Genomic DNA, 20,974 nt, shown 5'->3' on the forward strand with positions numbered 1-20,974 from the left:
CTACCCCTTCGGTTTGTCATCGAGGCGGAAGCCTTCGCGGATAGAATCGCGGATGATCTGGATATTGCCGCCACTTTGCGCCACGGCTGTTTGCAGGTCATCCGCCGCCAGTTGCAGACGCTCGCCCGCGTGTAAGAAACGATCCTGGATCAGGTGAATGGCCTCCGCCGCTCGGCGCAATTCCGCCGTCAGCACTGCCACGTCGTGCAGCATACTGTTTTCCGCATGTTTGAAGCGCGGCAGGATGTACAGCGTGGTAAGATTTTCCACATTCGCCAGCAACTGGGTACGCGCATCCTGCAAGCGCAGGTGGAAATAGGCGAAAAAGACATAGCAAACGATGGCGGTAATGGTGGTGCTGAGCGCGTTGGACATGCCGCCGACAATCGTACCCATCTGCTGCATGTTTTCCGGTGAATTCAGCAAGCCAGCCGCGCCCATCAGCGCAATCGACAACGACACCACTGTGCCGAACACGCCAGACAGAATCAGGATGTTGTGCACGAAACGCACCAGCGTGAACTGGGTGGACTGGCTAGCAGCCAGGGTAGAAGCCAGTGCCGCCTGATTCACTTCCGCGTGCTGGCGTGCGATAGTCTGCACCGCACGGTAACGGTCTACGATCATGGCGCTGTCCGGCAGGTCATGGGTGGGGTTGGGCGCGCCCTCTTCCACCCGCTTGAGGAAACGTTGCAGCACCTCCTGTTCACGGGTAAAACCGAGGAACATCAGGATCATGCGCACCAGCCCGATCAGAAAAATCAACAGGATGACCCCATTCAGCACCAGCCCCAGTTGCCCCGCCTGGGTGCTGTAAAAGAAGTGCGTGACCTGATCCTTGTTCAGCAGGACGAACACGCCCAGCAGGAACAGGACAACCAGCATCTGCAACAGGGTCAGGTAATAGCGCGTTTTAATCGGTTTCAGCATCAGTTTCGGTATCCTTGGCGTATGGCTGGCGTGGTATGGCTTCGACCGGTACAGGCTCGGTAATGTTCCGCCCGGATGAAATCCCCAGTTCCGACAGTCTGCGCACCCCCGGCAACACACTGCGCTCCAGCGACCCCAACGCTTTGTTGTAGGTATCCACGCTGCTGCCGAGATTACGCCCCAGACGCTCCAGATGGTCAAGAAAAACCGTTAATCTTTTGTGTAATTCTTCGCCCAAATCACGCACCTTGCCTGCATTTTCGGCAAGAACCGCCTGTTTCCAACCGAATGCTACCGCCCGCAGCAGTGCCACCAGGGTGCTCGGCGTCGCCAGGATCACCTTGTCGTTGAGGGAATCGTGCAGCAGGGTTTTGTCCTGTTCCAGCGCCGCACCGAGGAACTGTTCGCCGGGAATGAACAGCACCACGAAATCGGGCGACTGCTCGAATTGTTCCCAGTAACGCTTGCCAGCCAACACCCGGACGTGTTCGCGCACATGGCGGGCATGACGTTGCAGGTGACGCTTGCGGCTGTCTTCGTTGTCGGCGTTGACCGCATCCAGATAAGCGTCCATCGGTGCTTTGGCGTCGACGATCATTTCGCGCGCATCCGGCATCCGGATCACCATGTCGGGGCGAATGGTACGCTCGGTATTACTGCGTTGTGCCTGTTCGACGAAATCGCAGTGTTCGACCATACCAGAGAGTTCGGCGATACGGCGCAGGCTCAGTTCCCCCCATTGCCCACGGATGCCGGGGGTGCGCAGCGCGGAAGCTAGTCGCCCGGTTTCATCGCGCAGGGCAGCCTGGTCGTTCATCATGCCGCGAATCTGCTGGCTGAGGACACCGAAACTGGTCTGGCGATCCTTTTCGATTTCGCGGATCTGGTGTTCGGTTTTGGCCAACGCATCGCGGATCGGGTCAACCAGATGCTGGATGGAACGCTGGCGCTGTTCGAGATCGGTGCGCGACTCGACCTGGAAACGCCCCATGGTTTCCTGCGCCAGTTGCAGGAACTGGGTGTTGTTTTCGCGTAAGGCACGCTGGGAAAGCGCGGCGAAGGTGTTATGCAAGCGGTCTTGCGCATCGTCCAGGGTTTGCAGGCGTTCTTCGTGCAACTGTTCCTCGGTTTGTAGTTGCAGTTGCAGGCGTTCGAGTTCGCGGCGGGTTTGGCGCAGTGGGGCGCTGTAGATGAGATGGGCAACCAGCAGGCCGAGGATGAACATTGTCACCGCTGTGAACAGCACGATGTGGGCATCGATGAATACACCTAGCTGGAACGGAGTGCTATCCATCAGTCCAGCCACCTGAGTATGTCGGCAGGGCTGGCAATGACGGCATCTGCCTGCCAGCCGAGGTGCACATCGCCGGGATCAAGATAACCCCATTCGGCTACCAGCGTTTTCATGCCTGCACTGCGCCCGGCGATGATGTCGCGTTCGGCGTCGCCGATGTAGAGGCAATGCCCTGGCAGAACCCCGCATTGTTGCGCGGCTACCAGCAGGGGTTGGGGATGGGGCTTGGCGACCTCCAGCGTATCACCGCCAATGATGCTACCGGCACGGGCGCGTAAATTCAGTGCATCCAGCAAGGGGAAGGTGAGGTATTCCGGCTTGTTGGTGACGACTCCCCACGGTATGCCTGACGCTTCCAGCGTTGCCAGCACATCCGGCATGGCATCGAACAGGGTGGTGTGGCGACTGATATTGCGGGTGTAATAATCGAGGAACTGACTGCGGCGGCGTTGCAGATCAGCTGCTGACTGATCCGTGCCGAAGGCAAATTCCAGCATCGCCGGACTGCCGTGGGAAACGGTATGGCGTGCCTGTTCCAACGTGCACATTGCACGCCCTTCCGCCACCAGCACGGCGTTCAGTGCCGCAACGAGGTCGGGGGCAGTATCGAGCAGGGTTCCATCCAGATCAAACAAAATACACTTAATCGGCGAAAAAGAACTTGTCGGCATCAGGCGCATCCATACAATCAGCAATCACGTAAAATCCGCTATTGTAGGCTTTTGGGAGAATATTGCATGTTACGGATTAAAACAGCACCAATTATCGCATTATTGGCTGGTTTGACGCTATTGACCCCACCCGTTTCCGCGCTGACGGACATGGACGACAAACCGGCCAGCCTTGAAACACTGGTGGGCAAAGGCAAATGGACAGTCGTGGAAGTGTGGGCATCAGACTGCCGCGCCTGCCGGGGCAGCATCCACGAAACCATCAATTTTGAGGCTGCCAACCCGGATGTGGATGTGGTCGGCATTTCACTGGATGGCAGCGGCGGCAAGGCCAATGCCGAGAAATTCATTGATGAATTCGGCCTGGATTTCACCAACCTGCTGAGCGACCCATCGGAGTTCGACAAATACCTTTATAGCACGGCCAAGGAAAGTTTCATCGGAACGCCGACCTTCATGGTGTACAACCCGGCGGGCAAGCTGCTGGCAGTACAAGCAGGCGCAATCACGGAAGAGGCGTTGAGCGCATTCATCAAGAAACAGGAGGCACAAGGCAAACCTGCCACTTAACATTGCAAAGCTGGCTGCAAACAGACCCTGGCCCTGATTTGCAGCTAGTGGGTTCGCTCAGGCAGTGCAATATTCAGTTCCAGTACGTCGTAATCAGCGCCCTTTTCAAACTGGACATTGACCTGCTCTTCCTGGATCGGCACGTATTTACGGATCACCTCCATGATGTCACGGCGCAATTGTGGCAGATATTCAGGCCCGCTGCGGTCAATCCGTTCATGCGCGATGACAATCTGCAAGCGCTCCTTGGCGACCTGCGCGCTGTTGGGTTTGCCTACCTTAAAATAATCAAACCATCCCATGCATTACCCTCCGAACAGCTTCTTGAGAAAGCCCTTCTTTTCCACTTCCAGGAAGCGGTGAGGAACCATTTCACCCAAAAAACGGCGCACAAAATCATCATACGCCAGCCCTGCGTCACTGTTTCTGTCCAGAATCACCGGCGTACCGCTGTTGGACGCTTGCAATACGCTTTGTGACTCGGGAATCACGCCAATCAAAGGCACTGCCAGAATTTCCAGAATGTCTTCCATGCCAAGCATTTCTCCGGCACTTACCCGTGCTGGTGAATAACGGGTAATCAGCAAATGCTCGCGTATTGTTTCACCCTGCTCAGCCTTACGGGTCTTGCTTTGCAGCAGGCCAAGAATGCGGTCGGAATCGCGCACGGAAGACACTTCCGGGTTGGTAACAACAATGGCGTCGTCAGCAAAGTACATGGCCATGTGCGCACCGCGCTCGATACCCGCCGGGGAATCGCACACCACGTAATCAAAGCCGTTATCGCGCAGCTCATCCATGACCTGCCCGACCCCTTCCGACGTCAGCGCATCTTTGTCGCGGGTTTGCGAGGCAGGCAGGATATGCAGGTTTTCCACATGCTTGTCACGGATCAGCGCCTGTTTCAGGGAAGCCTCATGGTTGATGACATTCACGAAGTCGTAAACGACGCGGCGCTCACAGCCCATGATCAGGTCAAGGTTGCGCAAGCCCACGTCAAAATCAATAACAGCAGTCTTGTAGCCACGCATGGCAAGCCCGGTTGCGAAGGCCGCGCTGGTGGTAGTTTTGCCAACCCCACCCTTCCCTGAAGTAACGACAATAATTCTGCTCAAAAGATGCTCCTTCTTGTTGACGCCGTGAAACAGGCTTACGCCGCGTAATCTCTCGGTATTTTAACAGACACCAAGGTATTATTTGGTATAAATAATGATGGGTTTTCAAAACATGGGCGCAATTTTCAGTTTTTCGTCCTCCAGCCACACCATGGCTGGGGAACCTTTCAAATCTGTTTCAATATCGTCCAGCAAGCGGTAACACCCGGCAATCGCGACCAGTTCCGCCTCCAGCTTCTGACAGAATATGCGCGCGCTAGTGTCGCCCTGCACCCCCGCCAGCACCCGGCCACGCAACGAACCGTAGACATGCACCGAGCCACCCGCCAAGATTTCCGAACCAGCACTGGTATGTTGCAACACCACGACATTGCCCTCAGGAAAATAAACCTGCTGGCCGGAACGCAGTGGGCGGTCGATGACTTTCACGCTGCTACCAGCCGGAACCGCTACCCCCCCCCCTGGTTCTGCTGCTGGCCGCTCGGTACGCGCTGGCGCATTATTCCCACGCCCCGCGCGCAAAATAGCCCAACCTGCCCCGCTGGCCTGACCGGCATAGGCATCGGCAAGGCCGCGGATGCCAACAGGAATAAGACCAAGTTCCAGAATAAGCTCACGCAAAAGCGTCATATCCAGATCCTGACAAACATCACCCAATGGGGTGCAATCAACAACCAAGGGGCTGCTGGCAAACAATTGCGGAAAACTGTCCCGTTTTTGCTGCAACCCACGCCTGACCACCTCCAAATCAGTGGAGGCCAGTTGCAGGACACTCACCAGCAACATTTCGCCTTTTATTTCAACCTGCTCTATCGACAACACCCTAACTCCTTTGTATCAGATACGTGAACCTGACAATCAATTTACCCGACAAGGGGCGCGACTTGAAAACCATAATTCTTCATAAATTGTTTTATTCCTGCATTCCTTGCATCTATAATCAATCCCAATAGGCAGAACCAACAATTTGATCCTGATTTTTTCCTGGGGCTTTAACACCATGTTTAGGGGCATACGCACTGCACCGCTACCATTAACTATAGCAATCAGCGCATTCTTTGCACTGAGCGAGGTGACATGCGCTCACGCTGGGCTGACAGACACAGCCACCACCCTCCCCAAGATCAGTCTGGCTGACAACAACGGCATCAGCGATGATACCGCCAGCCTATTTGCCACCGCCCGCAACCTTTTCAACAGCAAAAACGGGAACGCCGACCCCAAACGCGGCCTGGAACTGTTGGAACACGCCGCAGAGCTGGATTATCCACCAGCATTATACGAGCTGGCACACCTGTATGAAACCGGCTCCTACGTGAAGCAAGACAATACCAAAGCCGCCAGCCTGTATGAGCGGGCAGCCAAACAGGGGCATGTCGATTCCCAATACAATCTTGGCGTCTTATCCCTGCAAGCTTTCCATGACGTGGAAAAAGCACGTTACTGGCTCGAACAGGCAGCCCAGCAGCAGGATGTGGAAGCTCAGTATAACCTCGCCCTGCTGTATGATTTCTCCATTGACCCACAAGCCGATTCGGAAGAAGCTGCTTACTGGTACACCCGGGCTGCGCAGAACGGGCATAGTGATGCCCAATTCGACCTAGGGGTACGCTACCTGCAAGGCAAGGCGCAAAACAAAAACCTCACGCAGGCTGCCTACTGGTTCCGCAAGGCTGCGCAACAGGGCGACCCGGCTGCCGCCTTCAACCTGGCACTGATGTACGACAACGGCGAAGGTGTGGGGAAGAATTTGCCGGAAGCCATCCGCTGGTATCGGCAAGCCGCCCAACAAGGCGAAAACGGCGCGCAATATAACCTGGGCGTCAAATACCTGCTGGGCGAAAGCTTGCCCCAGGATCATGAAAAAGGCATCAATTGGATACGCAAGGCTGCCGAAGGTGGTAACCCCGCCGCCCAGTACACCCTGGCTTACATGCTGGATCAGGGCAAAGACCTACCCAAGGATGACACACAAGCACTGTATTGGTATCGGCAATCCGCCGCCCAGGGCTATACCAATGCGCAGACCGGCCTGGCCATCATGTTTGCCAACGGTCAAGGCGTGCAGGCCGACCCGGAAGAAGCCATCCGCTGGTTCCAGAAAGCCGCTGATGCAGGCAACGCCGCCGCCCAGTTCAATCTTGGCACCTGCATGGCGCATGGCGTCGGCACAGCCAAAGATCTGCCTTCAGCCGCTTACTGGCTGTCGCGTGCCGCCGCACAAGGCCATGAACACGCCGCCGATAACCGCGATTACGTCCTCAAGCAGCTAAGCGACAGTGAACACGACGTGCTTGAACAACGCTTGCAAAAGCCTGCCGAAGCCGTCAGCCAACAGGACAAGCAGGCCACCATCCAGTAAAATGCCCAGCTTTAGGAAAACAAGCCCGGTTTCATGCCTGCATTACCCAAGCCACACTACCCCACATCCTCCAACGGCAGCATCCGCTGGGGACAACTCTACGGCTGTTCTGATGAATGGCTGATTGCCCAGGCCGCGCAGGATTTCGAGGGCCTGTTGCTGCTGGTAACGCCGGATTTGCACGCAGCTTACCGCGCGGAAGCCTCCCTGCAATTCTTCGCGCCGGATGTACCGCGCCATATTTTCCCCGACTGGGAAACCCTGCCTTACGACGTGTTTTCCCCGCACGAAGACATTATTTCCGAGCGCTTGAAAACACTGGCGACGCTGGAAAACCTCAAGCGCGGCGTGCTGATCGTGCCCGCCACCACCCTGTTGCACCGGGTAGCCCCCACCAGCTATGTGCACGGTCATACTTTCATGGTGAGCAAAGGTGCGCCACTCGACATCGACAAACTGCGCAAGCAGCTGGAAGAAGCCGGTTATCGCCATGTCAGCCAGGTCATGGAACACGGCGAATACGCTACCCGAGGCTCGCTGGTCGACCTGTTCCCGATGGGCAGCAACACGCCTTACCGGATTGACCTGTTCGACGATGAAATCGACACCATCCGCACTTTCAACCCTGAAACGCAGATCAGCGAAGAACAGGTCGACAGCATTGAGCTGCTGCCCGCGCGCGAATTTCCGTTGGATGAAGAAGGTATCAAGGCATTCCGGCGCAATTACCGCGAACAGGTGGAAGGCGACCTGAGCCGTAGTTTTATCTACGAAAGCGTTAGCCAAGGCAAGCCACCAGCAGGGATTGAGTATTATTTGCCACTGTTCTTTGAGCATACCGCCACGCTGTTTGATTACCTGCCGAAGAAGACGTTGCTGGTGTTGTCTGAGGGCATGGAAGCGGCGGTAGCGCAGTTTTGGGAGTCGGTGGAATACCGTTACGAGCAGCGACGGCATGATGTGGAAAGGCCATTGCTGGCTCCGCAGAAGTTGTTTTTGACGGCGGAATTGCTGGGGAGTTATTTGCGGGAATACCCTGCGATTGCGGTGCAAAGGTTTAAGGGTATAGAAGAAACCCCTCCCAGCTTCCCCTTATCAGGGGAGGGACAAGAGGGCGCGTCCCACAACTACCCCGTATCCGCCCTGCCCTCGCTGCTGATCCACGCACGTCACGAGCAGCCGCTGTTCCTTCTGACCAATTTCCTTAAGGATTTGAAAGGCCGGGTGCTGTTCACCGCCGAATCCGCCGGACGGCGCGAAACCTTCCTTTCGCTGCTGCGTGACAACCAGATCAATGTGCAAACGGTGGAAAGCTGGCAGGATTTCCTCAGCGGCAAGCAGGCAATGGCCGTCACCGTCGCCCCGCTGGAAGACGGTTTCTGGCTGCCGGATACACGTATTGCTGTCATTCCCGAAAACCTGCTGCATGGCGTACAAATCCAGCAGCAACGGCGGCGCAAGAAAACCACCCGCGATGCTGATGCCATCATCCGCAACCTCACCGACCTTTCCGAAGGTGCGCCGGTCGTGCATGAGGAACATGGGGTCGGGCGCTATCTGGGGCTGGAAACGGTCACGGCGGGTGGCGTGACTGCCGAATACCTGCTGATTGAATACGCCAACAACGACCGTCTGTACGTACCGGTCGCCGCGCTGCACTTAGTCAGCCGCTATACCGGCGCAGACCCCGAACACGCGCCCCTGCATCGCCTTGGCAATGATCAGTGGGACAGAGCCAAACAGAAAGCGGCGGAAAAAGCCCGCGACGTGGCGGCTGAATTGCTCGACATCCACGCCCGCCGAGCTGCACAGCAAGGCCACAGCTTCCCGTTCGATGACAACGATTACCGCCTGTTTGCGGGCGCGTTCCCGTTTGAGGAAACCCCGGATCAAGGTCTTGCCATCGAAAACGTCATCAAGGATATGCGTTCGCCGCAACCGATGGATCGGGTGGTGTGCGGCGACGTGGGTTTCGGCAAGACCGAAGTGGCGATGCGGGCGGCCTTCGTCGCCGCCAATGCAGGCAAGCAGGTAGCGATGATTGCGCCCACCACCCTGCTGGTACAACAACATCTGAACAACTTCCGCGACCGTTTCGCCGACTGGCCGTTCCGCATCGAATCGCTGTCACGTTTCAAGACCGGCAAGGAAACCACCACCGCGTTGGGCGAACTGGCCGCTGGCAAAATCGACATCGTGATCGGCACGCACAAGCTGTTGCAGGACGATATCCAGTTCAAGAACCTAGGGCTGGTGATCATCGACGAGGAACACCGTTTCGGCGTGCGCCACAAGGAGCAGATGAAAAAGCTGCGTGCCAACGTCGACATGCTGACCATGACCGCCACGCCGATTCCACGCACCCTGAACATGTCACTGTCCGGCCTGCGCGACCTGTCGATCATCGCCACGCCGCCCACCCAGCGGCACGCGATCAAGACCTTCGTCACCGAATGGAACAAAACCACCGTGCAGGAAGCCTGTGCGCGTGAGCTGTCGCGCGGCGGGCAAGTATACGTACTGCACAACGAAGTCAAGACCATCGGCAAAATCGAGGAAGAACTGACCGGAATGTTGCCCAATGTGAAGGTGCGCCATGCCCATGGGCAGATGCGGGCGAATGAGTTGGAAAGCATCATGAGCGACTTTTACCACCAGCGTTTCCAGGTGCTGGTGGCGACCACCATCATCGAAAGCGGCATCGATGTGCCGACCGCCAACACCATCATCATCAACCGCGCCGACAAGCTGGGGCTGGCGCAATTGCACCAGTTGCGCGGGCGGGTCGGGCGTTCGCACCACCGCGCCTACGCCTACCTGATTGCGCCACCCAAACCCAATATGACGCCGGATGCGGTCAAGCGGCTGGAAGCGATTGAATCGCTGGAAGAACTGGGAGTCGGTTTCACGCTGGCCACCCACGACCTGGAGATTCGCGGTGCAGGCGAACTGCTAGGCGAAGGCCAGAGCGGACAGATTCAGGAAATCGGTTTCAACCTCTACAACGACCTGCTGGAACGGGCGGTGAAGGCGCTCAAGTCCGGCAAGGTTCCGGAACTCACCGCCAGCAGCAACCGCACGACGGTGGAACTGGGCGCTCCGGCACTGATTCCTGACGACTACCTGCCGGATGTGCATAGCCGCCTGATTCTCTACAAACGTGTTGCCAGCGCGCCGACGCAGGAAGCGCTGGATGAATTGCGGGTGGAAATGATCGACCGCTTCGGCTTGTTGCCAGAACAGACCAAGACGCTGTTCAGCGCTACCCGCGTCAAGCTGGTGGCGCAGGAACTGGGCATCCGCAAGTTGGATATGCACGCCAAAGGCGGGCGGATTATCTTTGACGACAAGCCGAATGTTGACCCGATGAAGGTGATTACCCTGATCCAGAAACGCCCGTGGGTGTTTAAGCTGGATGGGCAGGATAAGTTGCGGTTTGAAATCGAACTCCCGACGGTGGAGGAGCGGGAGGAGTGGGTGGTTAAGGTGATGGGGGAGATTGGGGGGGTGATTTATATCCATGAACGTTTGGGGCGATGCAAACTGGAGACAATATCCCTAGCCAGCACGCCAGCCTCGTCCACCGTCAAATTACCAAGACTAATACGGATAGCAGGCGGCGATTGAAGCCGAAAGGGACGACCAGCCTGCACCCCCCAGCCCTTCGCGGCTAATGCCTGCAACGTCGAGGCTTCATCGGCTACAGGTAGCCAGACATGCAATCCTTCCCCTGTAATGGGAATAGCTAACCCCAAATCAGCCAAGCCACGAACCAGTGTCGCCCGACGCGCAGCATAGCTTTGTTGGGCATAACTTAGGACTTTATTTTGCTCGCTTTCCAACCACAAATGAGCCGCCAACTTTTGTAACAGCAAGCTAACCCACCGTGGCCCCAACGATTGTTGCCGCCTCATATCCGCTACAATAGCCGCCGAACCACTCACGACAGCAACCCGCAAATCAGGCCCTAAAAATTTGCTCACAGAGAGAATATAAAGCCAGTTGGCTGGCAAATTCAGCTTTGGTAAAGGCTGATCTGCAATCGGCCCCCAATAGCCATCCAAAATAAATAAAGTATGGGGTTGTTGTTGCATCAGGGCTGCCATTGCATTCAACCGCTCCTCGCTCAAGGTTGCCCCTGTCGGATTATGGGCGTGAAGCGTCAAAATCATTGCCATCACCTGCTTGTCAGGTTCAGGTACAAGACAGCCGTGTGCATCCACTGGTAACGGTACAGGCTTGATACGCAAACCTGCCAATAATGCTAACAAGGGTGGCCAGCATGGGTCTTCCACCCATACACGCGCCCCTGGCGTTACGCGCAAGCGTAATGCAATGGCAATAGCTTCTAATGTTCCAGAAAATACCCCCATCTCCGCAGATGGAAGCTGTTCTTTTGTCAACCAACGACGAGCAACTTCCAGTAAACAGGAAGCATCACCGCTGGCATCATAACCTGTCAATGACCCTTGCTCTGCCAACCACGCTGCATTGAGTGGCGGCAGAAGATTACCATCGACATTACCACTGGCTAAATCAATCAACCCTGCGGGTAGTTCCGTCAGCATATCGCCGTGGCTCGGTGGTAAAGCTACCGTCGTACCCCGTCGCCCGTCAGAAACAACCAAACCTGCATCCCGTAACTTGGCATACGCCGTAGCGACTGTATTCGGGCTAACACCAATCTGCTGCGCAAGCTCACGGATAGCAGGCAGCGATTCACCGGGCTTTAGCACCCCTAAACGAATTTGTTCTTCCAAACTGACAATAATCTCGACAGCGTTGGACGCCTTGATGTAATATGTACTCATTCGTTAATTATATTGTATTGGTACAAAAATGAAAACCCTTATTGCATTACGTCACGTACCTTTTGAAGATTTGGGTGTACTTGAGCCTCTATTGATTCGTAAAGGTTACAAAATCTACTACTACGACATGGGTGTGCATGAATTATGGACACTTGACCCCGATAACATTGATTTGCTGGTGGTGCTGGGTGCGCCCATTGGTGCTTATGATGAAAAGGCATACCCCTTTTTGCAGCAAGAGCTGGAACTCATCCAACACCGCCTAGTTGCACAGAAACCGATACTCGGTATTTGTCTAGGGGCGCAACTAATGGCACGGGCATTAGGAGCTACAGTGGCTAGTATGGGTCACAAAGAAATCGGCTTTGCTCCTTTGCAACTAACCGAAGCGGGCAAAGCGTCTGTCCTTGCTGAACTCACACCCGATGTACACGTTTTGCATTGGCATGGTGATCAATTTGATATGCCAGCAGGCACTGAAAGTTTGGCAACCACTAACCTTTGTCCCCATCAAGCATTTGCTTTGGGCGATTATGCGCTTGGTTTACAATTCCACCTTGAGGTTGATACCAAACGCCTCGAACAATGGCTGATAGGCCATGCACTTGAATTAAGCCTTGCTGGTATTGATCCCAACACGATCCGTACACAATCCAATCAGTTTAAAGCCACCTTGCAACACGCCGCTGAAACTGTGTTTGGGCGTTGGCTGGATAAATTGGAGTTGTTGTGAAACAAAACGCATTGGGTATTGTTGAGTCAGTGCTAACGGGAAAAGCAAAACTTTACACACGACCGGGTACTTACAGTGCGATTGATAAACAAGCTGTTTATTCAACTGTGTCAGTAAGTGCTAATGGGCTTGAAGGTGATGAACAAGGTGACTTGCGAGTACATGGAGGTACAGATAAGGCCGTACACTTTTATGCACTTGAACATTACCCTAAGTGGATTGAAGAATTAGGTATGCTTCCTGCTCTCATTAAAGCGGGTGCTTTCGGTGAAAACATTAGGACAAAGGGCATAACTGAATCCACTATTTGTTTAGGTGATCAGCTTCATGTAGGCAGTGTATTAATGGAAGTTTCGCAAGCACGCCAACCTTGCTGGAAGCTCAATGACAGATTTGGCGTACCTGATATGGCACGACGACTACAGTCGAGTTTACGAACGGGTTGGTATTGCCGCGTGCTACAGGCGGGAATGCTCAAAGCAGGTGATACTATTGATCTGGTAAATCGTCCCTATCCAGAGTGGACATTAGCCCGTTTGATGGAGTTTTTCTACAAGAATCCGTTGCATTACCCCTCTCTTGAACAAATGCTACATTTGCCATTAGTAAAGTCTTGGAAGCGGACAATAGAAAACCGTCTGCAATCTGGTGAAGTTGAAAATTGGAACTCCCGTATAGATGGCCCAAAACAATAAGGTAGGAAAGCTAAACAATGGTAAAACACTATCGACTGATAGTTTCATATAATAGGCGGGCATGGTGTCATATTGACAGTAACGTGCCTTGGATAGATGAGGTATTAGAGGATATACAAACTCGTTTCCCTTCTGATGCTGGTTATCATATTGAGATTTTAGTCGCAACTGATGAACACCGTATTGTTGAGTATACTTCTCAAGGTCCACGCTTATTGATGAGCGAGCCTACTTTTTATTAAAAAATTTCAGATAAATTTTAATTTATTTTTAAGAGAGCGCAATATTTGATAGAGCAGAGATGATTTTATAAAACATGATATGGAGTTAATTAAATGATTAGTCAAAGCATGGAATTGCCGAAAAACCACACTGAAGAATCAGATAATAATTGCATCTTAATTCTTGATAAACTGGGAAAGTCATGGTCAAGTCGCGCCCAAGTCAAGAATGATGAAATTGAAGTTGATTTAATTTACAATCCTGATCACGATGATTTTATTGATTCACTTTTACCCTTTCACGAACACCCACGTTACCTAGAAATTGATGACGAGACAAGAACGCTTATTCTCTCATCTGGGTGGATTGCGTATAATGAAAAAACCATTGATATAGAAGCAAAAATAATATCTCCCGTTTGCAATCAACTCATCTATTCTGAATTACCCGGAACAAGTAACCATATAATAAGATGGTTAGCAGCAGAAACATTAGTTGATGAAGCATATCATATACTGATGGTATTAAATACTTGTTATACTTGCAGAAAACAGAGAGGACTTCTTGAATTAAAACTTCCAAGTTTTGACTTGGTAAATAATATTGAGAAGGAAGTTGGCAGATACTCTCACGATTGGCAGAAAAAACTAGTGAGATTAGCAGCCTGTATTGTGTCAGAAGTTTTCATTAGTGACTACTTAAGTTTAGTAAGCGTTCACGCCATTTGTAGCGGTTTGCGGGTACAGACCTGCCCCAAGGGGAAGCGCACGGCGACCGGCTTATGAGCCAAGCCTTGGGAGCACACATAGCGCATCAGGGTTGCCATATCCATCCCCAATTGCCGGGCAGTCCCCAACACGGTCAGCACGGTTGGCCGGAACCTGTCCCCTTGTGCCGACTGGCTGGCAAAACTGGTCTTACGCCATTGCACGTAGGGGCGGATCACCCGTTCAGCGCGGTTATTGGTGAGGGGAATGCGTGTATCCTTGAGGAAAGTCCAGCACATGGCCTCATCTTTACGGAGATGTTTGCATTGGTTGCGGGTGCGTTTGCAGTTATCCAATGCTTCGCCCAGGCTGAGGGTGGCCTGGAAGCTGCGGCGCAGGCGCAGTATCCGCCGCCGGTAGCGTGCCGCCCCTTCGGGGTGCTGTTGCCAGCGGTGATGGGTGCGGACGGTGGCGCAGGCAATCAGCAGCAGGCGTTTGCCAACCATTCCCCCTCCGCCACAACGCCCGGCCATCTTGCGGAAGTGCCGGATCAGGTGTGCCCAGCACAGTTGCCGCCGTTCGGGCGGGACATTGCCGTAACCGCTGAAGTGGTCTGTCACCAGATAACCGGTAAAACTGCCCAACAAGGCATCGGCGGCGGCCTTGCCGCGTGAGTAATGGGTCATGAAGTACGTGACGGTGTTGTCCGCCAATGCCCATAACCAGTAGGTGTCCGTGCCACGGTAATGGCGGGTTTCATCGGCATGGCAGACCGCCTGCCCGCGCACATGCTCACCGACCTGACGGTACAGCGGCCCCATCCACGGGATGGATTGGCCTTGCGCCTTACTGATCGCCCCGGTACTGAAGCGCACCTGCCAGACTTCCCACAGCAGGAGCTGGGTTTGGCGCATCGACAGGCGAAACTGCCCGGCCAGCACCACCATCCAGGCGATCACACCCGCACCCATTTGCCCGCTGGGGACCCAGTCCGGCCACTGGCTGTGGTGTTGGTTGCCGCAGGATTGGCAGACACCGTGGTAAAACTGGTGCTCCGTCACCTCGGGTGGCGGCGGAGGGGCGATGTCCGTGACCTGATGGCGGTAAGGGTTTTCCCAGTCAACCGCCACTGCCCCACCACAGGCGCAGGTGCTTTCCGGGAAATACTGTTCAGTGCGGGTCACTTGTTCGGGGGGATATAACGCCCGTTCGTGGCGTGGATGGCCGGGTTGCCCGCCATGCGGGCGGCCACTCCCCTTGCGTTTTGGACGGGCTGCCCGTTGTTCCGGGCTGTCTGAGGACGGCGGTTTGGAGCTGTTGCGGGAACTGCTGCCCAGTTTGGCCACCAGTTCTTCGAGCTGTTTTTGCAGCGTTTCGACTTGCTGTTCCAACACCACTACCCGTGCCGCTTGCTTCTCCAACCCGGCTATCCGTTCCTGTTGGCGCACGATCAGCTGATGTGCTTCATCAAGGGTGGTCGGCAGTGGGTGGGCTAGGGCTGGCAAGGGGATAATGGCTCGTTATTGGGATGGGGTGAATTTACTATAAAATCGCTGCAATGCCTATCAGAGGGCGTGAACGCTTACTTAAGTTTATTAGCAAATGCTGATGAAGTTCAACCAGTTAATAGAATTACAACAGATTATCATCGAAAAGATGAGTTGGCTCATAGCAGTATTTTTCGCAATCTCACAAAAGAAATATTTCATCACCTAAGTTACAAAGAAAAAACTTTCTTTTGCCAAGTGTTACCATTGCCTGTTCATTGGTTTGCAAGTCAAGAATTTATTGTATGGGAAGCAATACTTAACCAATTAAACTTTAAATATACGAATGAAGTGATTGGTGATTGCCGTGCAGAGTCAGAAGTAAACTTAAATAGAATTGACTATTCCGAATTAATCCAACTCGCATCAGAAGTAGGAGTATTTGACATGATAGAAGGTAAAGAGTCTTTTGAGCGCCAAGGATTATTATCTTAAAATTTCATGCTAGTATATAAAGTGGTTCTTTGAGATACTCGTGGTAGCAATGTATTTAAAAAAACACTATTGACAACAGTTAAACCATCAATAGCTTCAATTATCTCTGATAATATAATAAACCATATCCTTTAATACTCTACCACGGGTATCTCTAAAAATCTGCAAAACTTTAATTTTAATTAGGCATGACCCTCAAGCAAATAACTAAGCCAAAGTTACTGTATGCTATTAATTAGATCTGCCTTATTAAAATAACCTAAGGAGTATATTTTATGGAATACAAATGTTACAAGTGCAAAAAATGCGGTCACATTTATAATGAACTCATTGGTGATCCTATATTTAACATTCCTCCAAGAACAAAATTTTCTGATTTACCTAATAGTTGGTTTTGTTCAACATGTGGTGATTCTCGTGACTTATTTGATGAATACGAATGTAGCCAAGTTGAAGATATAGTAGACGATTCAATACATCACGGTACAACCCATACTGTTATTGTCGGTGCAGGTATAGCAGGTTGGTCTCTTGCAGAAAGATTAAGGTCTCATGATCCAAATATGACAATCACCATTTTCACATTAGATGATGGTGATTATTATTATAAGCCATCCATATCTGAGTCCATATCCAAAAGAAAATCTAAAACTGATTTAGTTCTTGCTCATGGACATGATCGAGCTAATCTTCTTAACGTTAACCTATACTCAAAAACAGAAGTTTTAGGGATAAATAGAACCGCAAAACAACTAATAACAGCATCAGGAAAATATAGTTATGAAAAACTTGTTCTTTCTGTAGGAGCATCTCCTATCAAGATATTTCCAAAAAATATTCAGCCATATATTTTCTTTTTGAATAATCTTGATCAATATGAAGTACTTGCTAGTAATTTATTAAATAATCACAAAAGTATCTTGGTGGTAGGCGCAGGATTAGTTGGCTGTGAAATATCAGATGATTTATCTCGTGCTGGACATAAAATATGGCTGCATGATATATCACCTAGAATCTTATCTAAAATTACTTCAGAAGAAGTATCCAGTTTCATTCAAAATAAGTTTAGTAAAACTGGAGTTAAGTTTATTCTTAATTGCAGCATTTTATCTATAGAAAAAAATAAAAATAATTTTCTTGTTAACTTTAGTTCAGGAAAAAAAATAACTTGCGACATAATAATTTCTGTTGTAGGTTTAAAACCCAACATACATTTAGCTTTTAATACCGAAATTGCTACTGGCTCTGGCATAAAAGTAGATGACTACATGATGACATCTGACCCAAACATATGGGCAATTGGCGATTGCATTGAACACGCTGGAGAAACAGCTTTCTTTATTGATAACATCATGCATCAAGTAGAAATTGCAGCTAATGCAATTTGTGGAAGATTTAATAAAAAATACAAAAACCCAGACTCTGTGATAACAATGAAAGCTAAAACATGTTCCTTAGAAATGAAAACAAAAGGAATAAAAAACTACGATTATAAGAAAGAGACTCTATCTAATAATAATGATTATTATCACATAAACTATTTCATCAAAAACAAACTAATTGGCTTTTACAAGTGTACCACAAAAACAATAACACCTAACGCTCAAGGTTCAATTATTCACCAAGAGGATTTCCAATGTTAATTACTCAGCAAGATTTCCAAAATATAAAGTTACCTAAAACTCTTCAATGGACATATCCATTAATTGATCAAATATCAAAAAAATTTGATCCTTCAGTAAATCATGGAAATAATTTCCCTTGCATTTTCGCAAAAAGAGTATTTTCCCTACAAAACTTTAGATTTCTCACTGTAAATTGGTGTAAAGATCAGCACACTTATAACTTCACAAGTTTTGCAGATGAGCTATCTTTCTTTCTGGAAGAGACTCAACAATCAGATGAAAATATAAATAACATTGAGCCATTAATTGTTTTATTTGAGCCTGTCAACTCTATATTTAACACACATCATTATGAAAAAGTTTTTTTTGATTCACTTCAATATTTTATAGACCATGACAAAATCGCATGGAATGGTTTTTTACCTAAAAATCCAAATCAAGAATTCTGGACAATGTGCTTTTCAGGAGTTCAAATATTCATTAATGTAAGCCACCCAAATCATAAAAATAGAAACAGTAGAAACTTATGTGATGCTTTGGTATTTGTAATTAATCCACGAGAGCGATTTGACAAGTTTGCTGGCAATAATAAAAAAGGTTATAAAATAAGGGAAAGAATTAGAAACAATATTGATAAATATGACCAAATTTCTCGGAGTCCTTATCTCGGTCACTATCAAGATGGTGATCTTGAATGGCCTCAATATATGATACCAGATGATAATGATTCTCCACCCACCAAATGCCCAATAAATTTTAGTTTAGTAAAAAATCAATAGCAAGGATATTATTATGTATGAACTAAAAAAAACATTAGGTTTTTTTAGTGGGACTGCTTTATTTCTCAACATTGTAATCGGTGCTGGATTACTGATATTACCAGGCATTGTTTATCAGCAAGTTGGTCAAGATGCGATTGCTTCATGGATATTGGTTTCACTTATATCAATTCCAATTCTAATTATTTTTACCATCTTAGGAATATATTTCCCCAACTCTGGAGGAGTTACTTATTATGCAGAAAAAGCTTTCGGTAATATTGGGAAAAGTTTTGCAACATTGTTACTTCTAGGCGCTGTAGTATTCGGCTTGCCGTCGATTGCACTAACAGGTGCTTATTATTTTTCAGCGATACTTCCTTTTCAATATCACTTTTATGCTGCATTACTAATACTATTGCCAACGCTATTACATCTTTTTTCTGGAAAACATATTTCCACCATCACCACTGCTATTAGCTCTACGGTTATAGTTTTCATTATAATTCTACTTTTTTTTGCAATAAGAGATACTCAAGGAATAGAAGCCGTAAAGCTACCACATATCAATAATAATATATTTGATTTACTCTCTCCTTTTATGATTATATTTTTTGCATTCACCGGATGGGAAATTGGTGCTCATTCTGCTGAAGAGTTCAAAAATCCAAAACGTGATTTTCCAATAGCTATGTTATTTTCCTTTTTGATCACAACTATACTTTATCTTACTGTGGCTTTTCTTGTTCAACAAGAAGAAAACATAACAGATCCTCTTACTCCATTCATTGGAATATTGAAGAAGTCACTGGGTGATAAGGCTGTATTGCTTGTATCACTGTTGGCAACACTTATTGTGTTTGCCAATTTATTTGGTGCTATATGGGGAGTTTCAAGATTAATATACTCTCTCAGTCGGGACAAGATTATACCAAAATATTTTAGCCTTACGAATAAACAAGGCACACCTATTTATGCCATTATTCTCGCGAACACAGCATTATTATTTGTTTTGGCATTAGACTATTATAATTTCCTTAGTATTGAAAGTATGCTATCCATAGCAGGACAAAACTTTCTTATTTTATATGGAGTAGCAAGTTGTGCTCTTTTTTTCTTATCCAAAAAACTATTATTTAAAATAATATCAATCACCGTCGTCTTAATCATGTCAATAATCATTATTTTTGGAGGTGTTTTTCTGCCATATCCCCTAACAATACTAATCATTTCATATGTAATAAATTTTACGGGAAACAAGAATTAACATGCAAACTATTTTTCGCAATATTATGCAAGCCGCTTCACGACCTGAGCTTATTTTTGAACAAGGTAGTGGCAGTTGGCTGACCGATCATAATGGCAAACAATACCTTGATTTTGTTCAGGGTTGGGCTGTGAACACACTAGGGCATTGCCCCGCTGTAATTACTAATGCACTTAATCAACAAAGCAGCCGTCTAATTAATGCTAGCCCCGCTTTTTATAATCGCCCAATGCTAGAATGTGCTGAAGCGTTGACACACCACTCTGTTTTCGATCAGGTGTTTTTTGCTAATAGTGGTGCAGAAGCCAACGAAGGTGCAATCAAACTGGCGCGTAAATGGGGAAAGGTACATAAAAATGGAGCATGGAAAATAATAACTTTCGATAACAGTTTTCATGGCAGAACATTAACCACAATGGCAGCCAGTGGCAAACCAGCATTCGCACCGATGTTTGAACCCAAAACGCCGGGGTTTACCAAAGTCTCGTTTAATGAAGCCGAAGCAGTACGGCAAGCCATTGATACCGAAACCGTCGCCATCATGATTGAACCGATTCAAGGTGAAGCAGGTGTTATCCCCGCTACACCCGAATTCCTGCACACCTTACGTCAGCTTGCAGATGAACATAACCTGCTGCTGATTTGCGATGAAGTCCAAACAGGCATGGGCAGGACAGGCGATTTGTTTGCCTACCAAGGCTACGGCATTGAACCTGACATCATGACACTGGGCAAAGGGTTGGGCGGTGGTGTACCGATTTCCGCGTTACTGGCAAAACACCACGCCTGTGTATTCACAGCAGGCGAACAAGGCGGCACATACAACGGTAATTCGCTCATGACAGCCGTTGCTTATAGTATTATTCAAGCCATCACCCAACCTGATTTTTTATCAACAGTCCGCGAACGTAGCCAGCTATTGCGCGATGCTCTCTCCTCGCTTTCCCTCCAATTTGGCTTAGGCAAAATACGAGGCAGAGGTTTGTTGTTAGCATTGGATACAGGAACATTAGATGCTGTTGCCATTGTGCAAACCTGTTTTAAACAAGGCTTATTGATCAACACACCACAGCCACATACTTTGCGCTTTATGCCTGCATTGAATGTGACAGAGACAGAAATCAAGCAAATGACGACCATTCTGAGCGCAGTTTTGTCAACTAACTGTTTGTGAATGAATATCCCCGGGGCAAGCCCTCTCCCTTCGGTCGCCTTTCTCCTTTCACTCGAAA

At 49.6% G+C, this 20,974-nt stretch carries 19 protein-coding genes; 11 read left to right on the top strand and 8 right to left on the bottom strand.

All coding sequences use genetic code 11. The annotated features are described in order from the left end of the window. Genes THINI_RS05175 through gph form a run of 3 tightly spaced genes read right to left on the bottom strand, consistent with a single transcriptional unit; the run spans position 1 to position 2,895 of the window. Positions 1-930 (bottom strand): MotA/TolQ/ExbB proton channel family protein, encoded by a 930-nt coding sequence (locus THINI_RS05175; protein ID WP_002707594.1) that lies wholly within the window; start codon positions 928-930, stop codon positions 1-3. Continuing rightward, positions 914-2,224: a DNA recombination protein RmuC gene (locus THINI_RS05180; RefSeq protein ID WP_002707595.1), complete on the bottom strand. Its 1,311-nt coding sequence runs from the start codon at positions 2,222-2,224 to the stop codon at positions 914-916. The genes THINI_RS05175 and THINI_RS05180 overlap by 17 nt, the downstream gene beginning before the upstream one ends. Next, positions 2,224-2,895 carry a phosphoglycolate phosphatase gene (gene gph / locus THINI_RS05185; RefSeq protein WP_002707596.1) on the bottom strand — a complete coding sequence of 224 codons (672 nt, stop codon included), beginning with the start codon at positions 2,893-2,895 and terminating at the stop codon, positions 2,224-2,226. Before gph ends, THINI_RS05180 begins: the two co-directional genes overlap by 1 nt. Positions 2,896-2,961: 66 nt before the next feature. Between gph and THINI_RS23190 the strand changes: the two genes are divergently transcribed. Then, positions 2,962-3,465 carry a TlpA family protein disulfide reductase gene (locus THINI_RS23190; RefSeq protein WP_002707597.1) on the top strand — a complete coding sequence of 168 codons (504 nt, stop codon included), beginning with the start codon at positions 2,962-2,964 and terminating at the stop codon, positions 3,463-3,465. 44 nt (positions 3,466-3,509) lie between these two features. Here the strand turns inward: THINI_RS23190 and minE are convergent, their stop codons facing one another. The 3 genes from minE to minC form a co-directional block, all read right to left on the bottom strand. Further along, complete coding sequence (minE, locus tag THINI_RS05195; RefSeq protein ID WP_002707598.1) at positions 3,510-3,767, bottom strand: cell division topological specificity factor MinE; 258 nt, start codon at positions 3,765-3,767, stop codon at positions 3,510-3,512. A 3-nt stretch (positions 3,768-3,770) separates the two neighbouring features. Next, positions 3,771-4,580, bottom strand: coding sequence for a septum site-determining protein MinD (minD, locus tag THINI_RS05200; RefSeq protein WP_002707599.1), 810 nt, complete (start codon positions 4,578-4,580; stop codon positions 3,771-3,773). Positions 4,581-4,685: 105 nt separating this feature from the next. Further along, positions 4,686-5,402: a septum site-determining protein MinC gene (minC, locus tag THINI_RS05205; RefSeq protein ID WP_002707600.1), complete on the bottom strand. Its 717-nt coding sequence runs from the start codon at positions 5,400-5,402 to the stop codon at positions 4,686-4,688. Between the two features lie 250 nt (positions 5,403-5,652). On the opposite strand from minC, the gene THINI_RS05210 reads away from it, so the two are divergent. Beyond that, positions 5,653-6,942, top strand: coding sequence for an SEL1-like repeat protein (locus THINI_RS05210; protein WP_169314584.1), 1,290 nt, complete (start codon positions 5,653-5,655; stop codon positions 6,940-6,942). A gap of 33 nt (positions 6,943-6,975) precedes the next feature. Next, positions 6,976-10,569, top strand: coding sequence for a transcription-repair coupling factor (mfd, locus tag THINI_RS05215; RefSeq protein ID WP_002707602.1), 3,594 nt, complete (start codon positions 6,976-6,978; stop codon positions 10,567-10,569). Here the strand turns inward: mfd and THINI_RS24080 are convergent. After that, the gene (locus THINI_RS24080) at positions 10,455-11,753 is read right to left on the bottom strand and encodes an aminotransferase class I/II-fold pyridoxal phosphate-dependent enzyme (RefSeq protein ID WP_002707603.1); all 1,299 of its coding nucleotides are present in this window, start codon (positions 11,751-11,753) and stop codon (positions 10,455-10,457) included. The two genes, mfd and THINI_RS24080, sit on opposite strands and share 115 nt — an antisense overlap. Before the next feature lie 28 nt (positions 11,754-11,781). Here THINI_RS24080 and THINI_RS05220 point away from each other — a divergent pair, with 28 nt between their 5' ends. The 3 genes from THINI_RS05220 (at position 11,782) to THINI_RS24090 (ending at position 14,188) form a co-directional block, all read left to right on the top strand. After that, on the top strand, positions 11,782-12,486 hold the full coding sequence (locus THINI_RS05220) for a glutamine amidotransferase (RefSeq protein ID WP_002707604.1): 705 nt from the start codon (positions 11,782-11,784) through the stop codon (positions 12,484-12,486). Then, on the top strand, positions 12,483-13,181 hold the full coding sequence (locus THINI_RS05225; protein WP_002707605.1) for an MOSC domain-containing protein: 699 nt from the start codon (positions 12,483-12,485) through the stop codon (positions 13,179-13,181). The genes THINI_RS05220 and THINI_RS05225 overlap by 4 nt, the downstream gene beginning before the upstream one ends. Before the next feature lie 335 nt (positions 13,182-13,516). Then, positions 13,517-14,188: a diiron oxygenase gene (locus tag THINI_RS24090; protein WP_002707607.1), complete on the top strand. Its 672-nt coding sequence runs from the start codon at positions 13,517-13,519 to the stop codon at positions 14,186-14,188. Here the strand turns inward: THINI_RS24090 and tnpC are convergent. After that, complete coding sequence (gene tnpC, locus THINI_RS05230; protein ID WP_002707608.1) at positions 14,119-15,615, bottom strand: IS66 family transposase; 1,497 nt, start codon at positions 15,613-15,615, stop codon at positions 14,119-14,121. The two genes, THINI_RS24090 and tnpC, sit on opposite strands and share 70 nt — an antisense overlap. Positions 15,616-15,684: 69 nt before the next feature. Between tnpC and THINI_RS24095 the strand changes: the two genes are divergently transcribed. The 5 genes from THINI_RS24095 (at position 15,685) to THINI_RS05245 (ending at position 20,916) form a co-directional block, all read left to right on the top strand. Beyond that, positions 15,685-16,092: a diiron oxygenase gene (locus THINI_RS24095; RefSeq protein ID WP_169314585.1), complete on the top strand. Its 408-nt coding sequence runs from the start codon at positions 15,685-15,687 to the stop codon at positions 16,090-16,092. Positions 16,093-16,367: 275 nt separating this feature from the next. Continuing rightward, the gene (locus THINI_RS05235) at positions 16,368-17,735 is read left to right on the top strand and encodes an FAD-dependent oxidoreductase (RefSeq protein ID WP_002707609.1); all 1,368 of its coding nucleotides are present in this window, start codon (positions 16,368-16,370) and stop codon (positions 17,733-17,735) included. Further along, positions 17,729-18,496, top strand: a complete 768-nt coding sequence (locus tag THINI_RS24100; RefSeq protein ID WP_002707610.1) for a YqcI/YcgG family protein — start codon at positions 17,729-17,731, stop codon at positions 18,494-18,496. The genes THINI_RS05235 and THINI_RS24100 overlap by 7 nt, the downstream gene beginning before the upstream one ends. 13 nt (positions 18,497-18,509) lie before the next feature. Further along, entirely contained in the window at positions 18,510-19,742 is a 1,233-nt protein-coding gene (locus THINI_RS05240) for an APC family permease (RefSeq protein WP_002707611.1), read from the top strand. 1 nt (position 19,743) lies between these two features. Next, positions 19,744-20,916 carry an acetylornithine transaminase gene (locus THINI_RS05245; RefSeq protein WP_002707612.1) on the top strand — a complete coding sequence of 391 codons (1,173 nt, stop codon included), beginning with the start codon at positions 19,744-19,746 and terminating at the stop codon, positions 20,914-20,916. The last annotated feature ends 58 nt before the right edge of the window (positions 20,917-20,974 follow it).

Origin of the sequence: Thiothrix nivea DSM 5205 (assembly GCF_000260135.1) — a bacterium.
Lineage (GTDB): Bacteria > Pseudomonadota > Gammaproteobacteria > Thiotrichales > Thiotrichaceae > Thiothrix > Thiothrix nivea.

Excerpts from the sequence above, each read along its gene's own strand:
- minE (WP_002707598.1), bottom strand. The coding sequence starts at position 3,767 with ATGGGATGGTTTGATTATTTTAAGGTAGGCAAACCCAACAGCGCGCAG.
- THINI_RS05220 (WP_002707604.1), top strand. The coding sequence starts at position 11,782 with ATGAAAACCCTTATTGCATTACGTCACGTACCTTTTGAAGATTTGGGT.
- THINI_RS23190 (WP_002707597.1), top strand. The coding sequence starts at position 2,962 with ATGTTACGGATTAAAACAGCACCAATTATCGCATTATTGGCTGGTTTG.
- THINI_RS05180 (WP_002707595.1), bottom strand. The coding sequence starts at position 2,224 with ATGGATAGCACTCCGTTCCAGCTAGGTGTATTCATCGATGCCCACATC.
- THINI_RS05175 (WP_002707594.1), bottom strand. The coding sequence starts at position 930 with ATGCTGAAACCGATTAAAACGCGCTATTACCTGACCCTGTTGCAGATG.
- THINI_RS05240 (WP_002707611.1), top strand. The coding sequence starts at position 18,510 with ATGTATGAACTAAAAAAAACATTAGGTTTTTTTAGTGGGACTGCTTTA.
- THINI_RS05245 (WP_002707612.1), top strand. The coding sequence starts at position 19,744 with ATGCAAACTATTTTTCGCAATATTATGCAAGCCGCTTCACGACCTGAG.
- THINI_RS05235 (WP_002707609.1), top strand. The coding sequence starts at position 16,368 with ATGGAATACAAATGTTACAAGTGCAAAAAATGCGGTCACATTTATAAT.
- mfd (WP_002707602.1), top strand. The coding sequence starts at position 6,976 with ATGCCTGCATTACCCAAGCCACACTACCCCACATCCTCCAACGGCAGC.
- THINI_RS24100 (WP_002707610.1), top strand. The coding sequence starts at position 17,729 with ATGTTAATTACTCAGCAAGATTTCCAAAATATAAAGTTACCTAAAACT.
- THINI_RS24090 (WP_002707607.1), top strand. The coding sequence starts at position 13,517 with ATGATTAGTCAAAGCATGGAATTGCCGAAAAACCACACTGAAGAATCA.
- THINI_RS24080 (WP_002707603.1), bottom strand. The coding sequence starts at position 11,753 with ATGAGTACATATTACATCAAGGCGTCCAACGCTGTCGAGATTATTGTC.
- gph (WP_002707596.1), bottom strand. The coding sequence starts at position 2,895 with ATGCCGACAAGTTCTTTTTCGCCGATTAAGTGTATTTTGTTTGATCTG.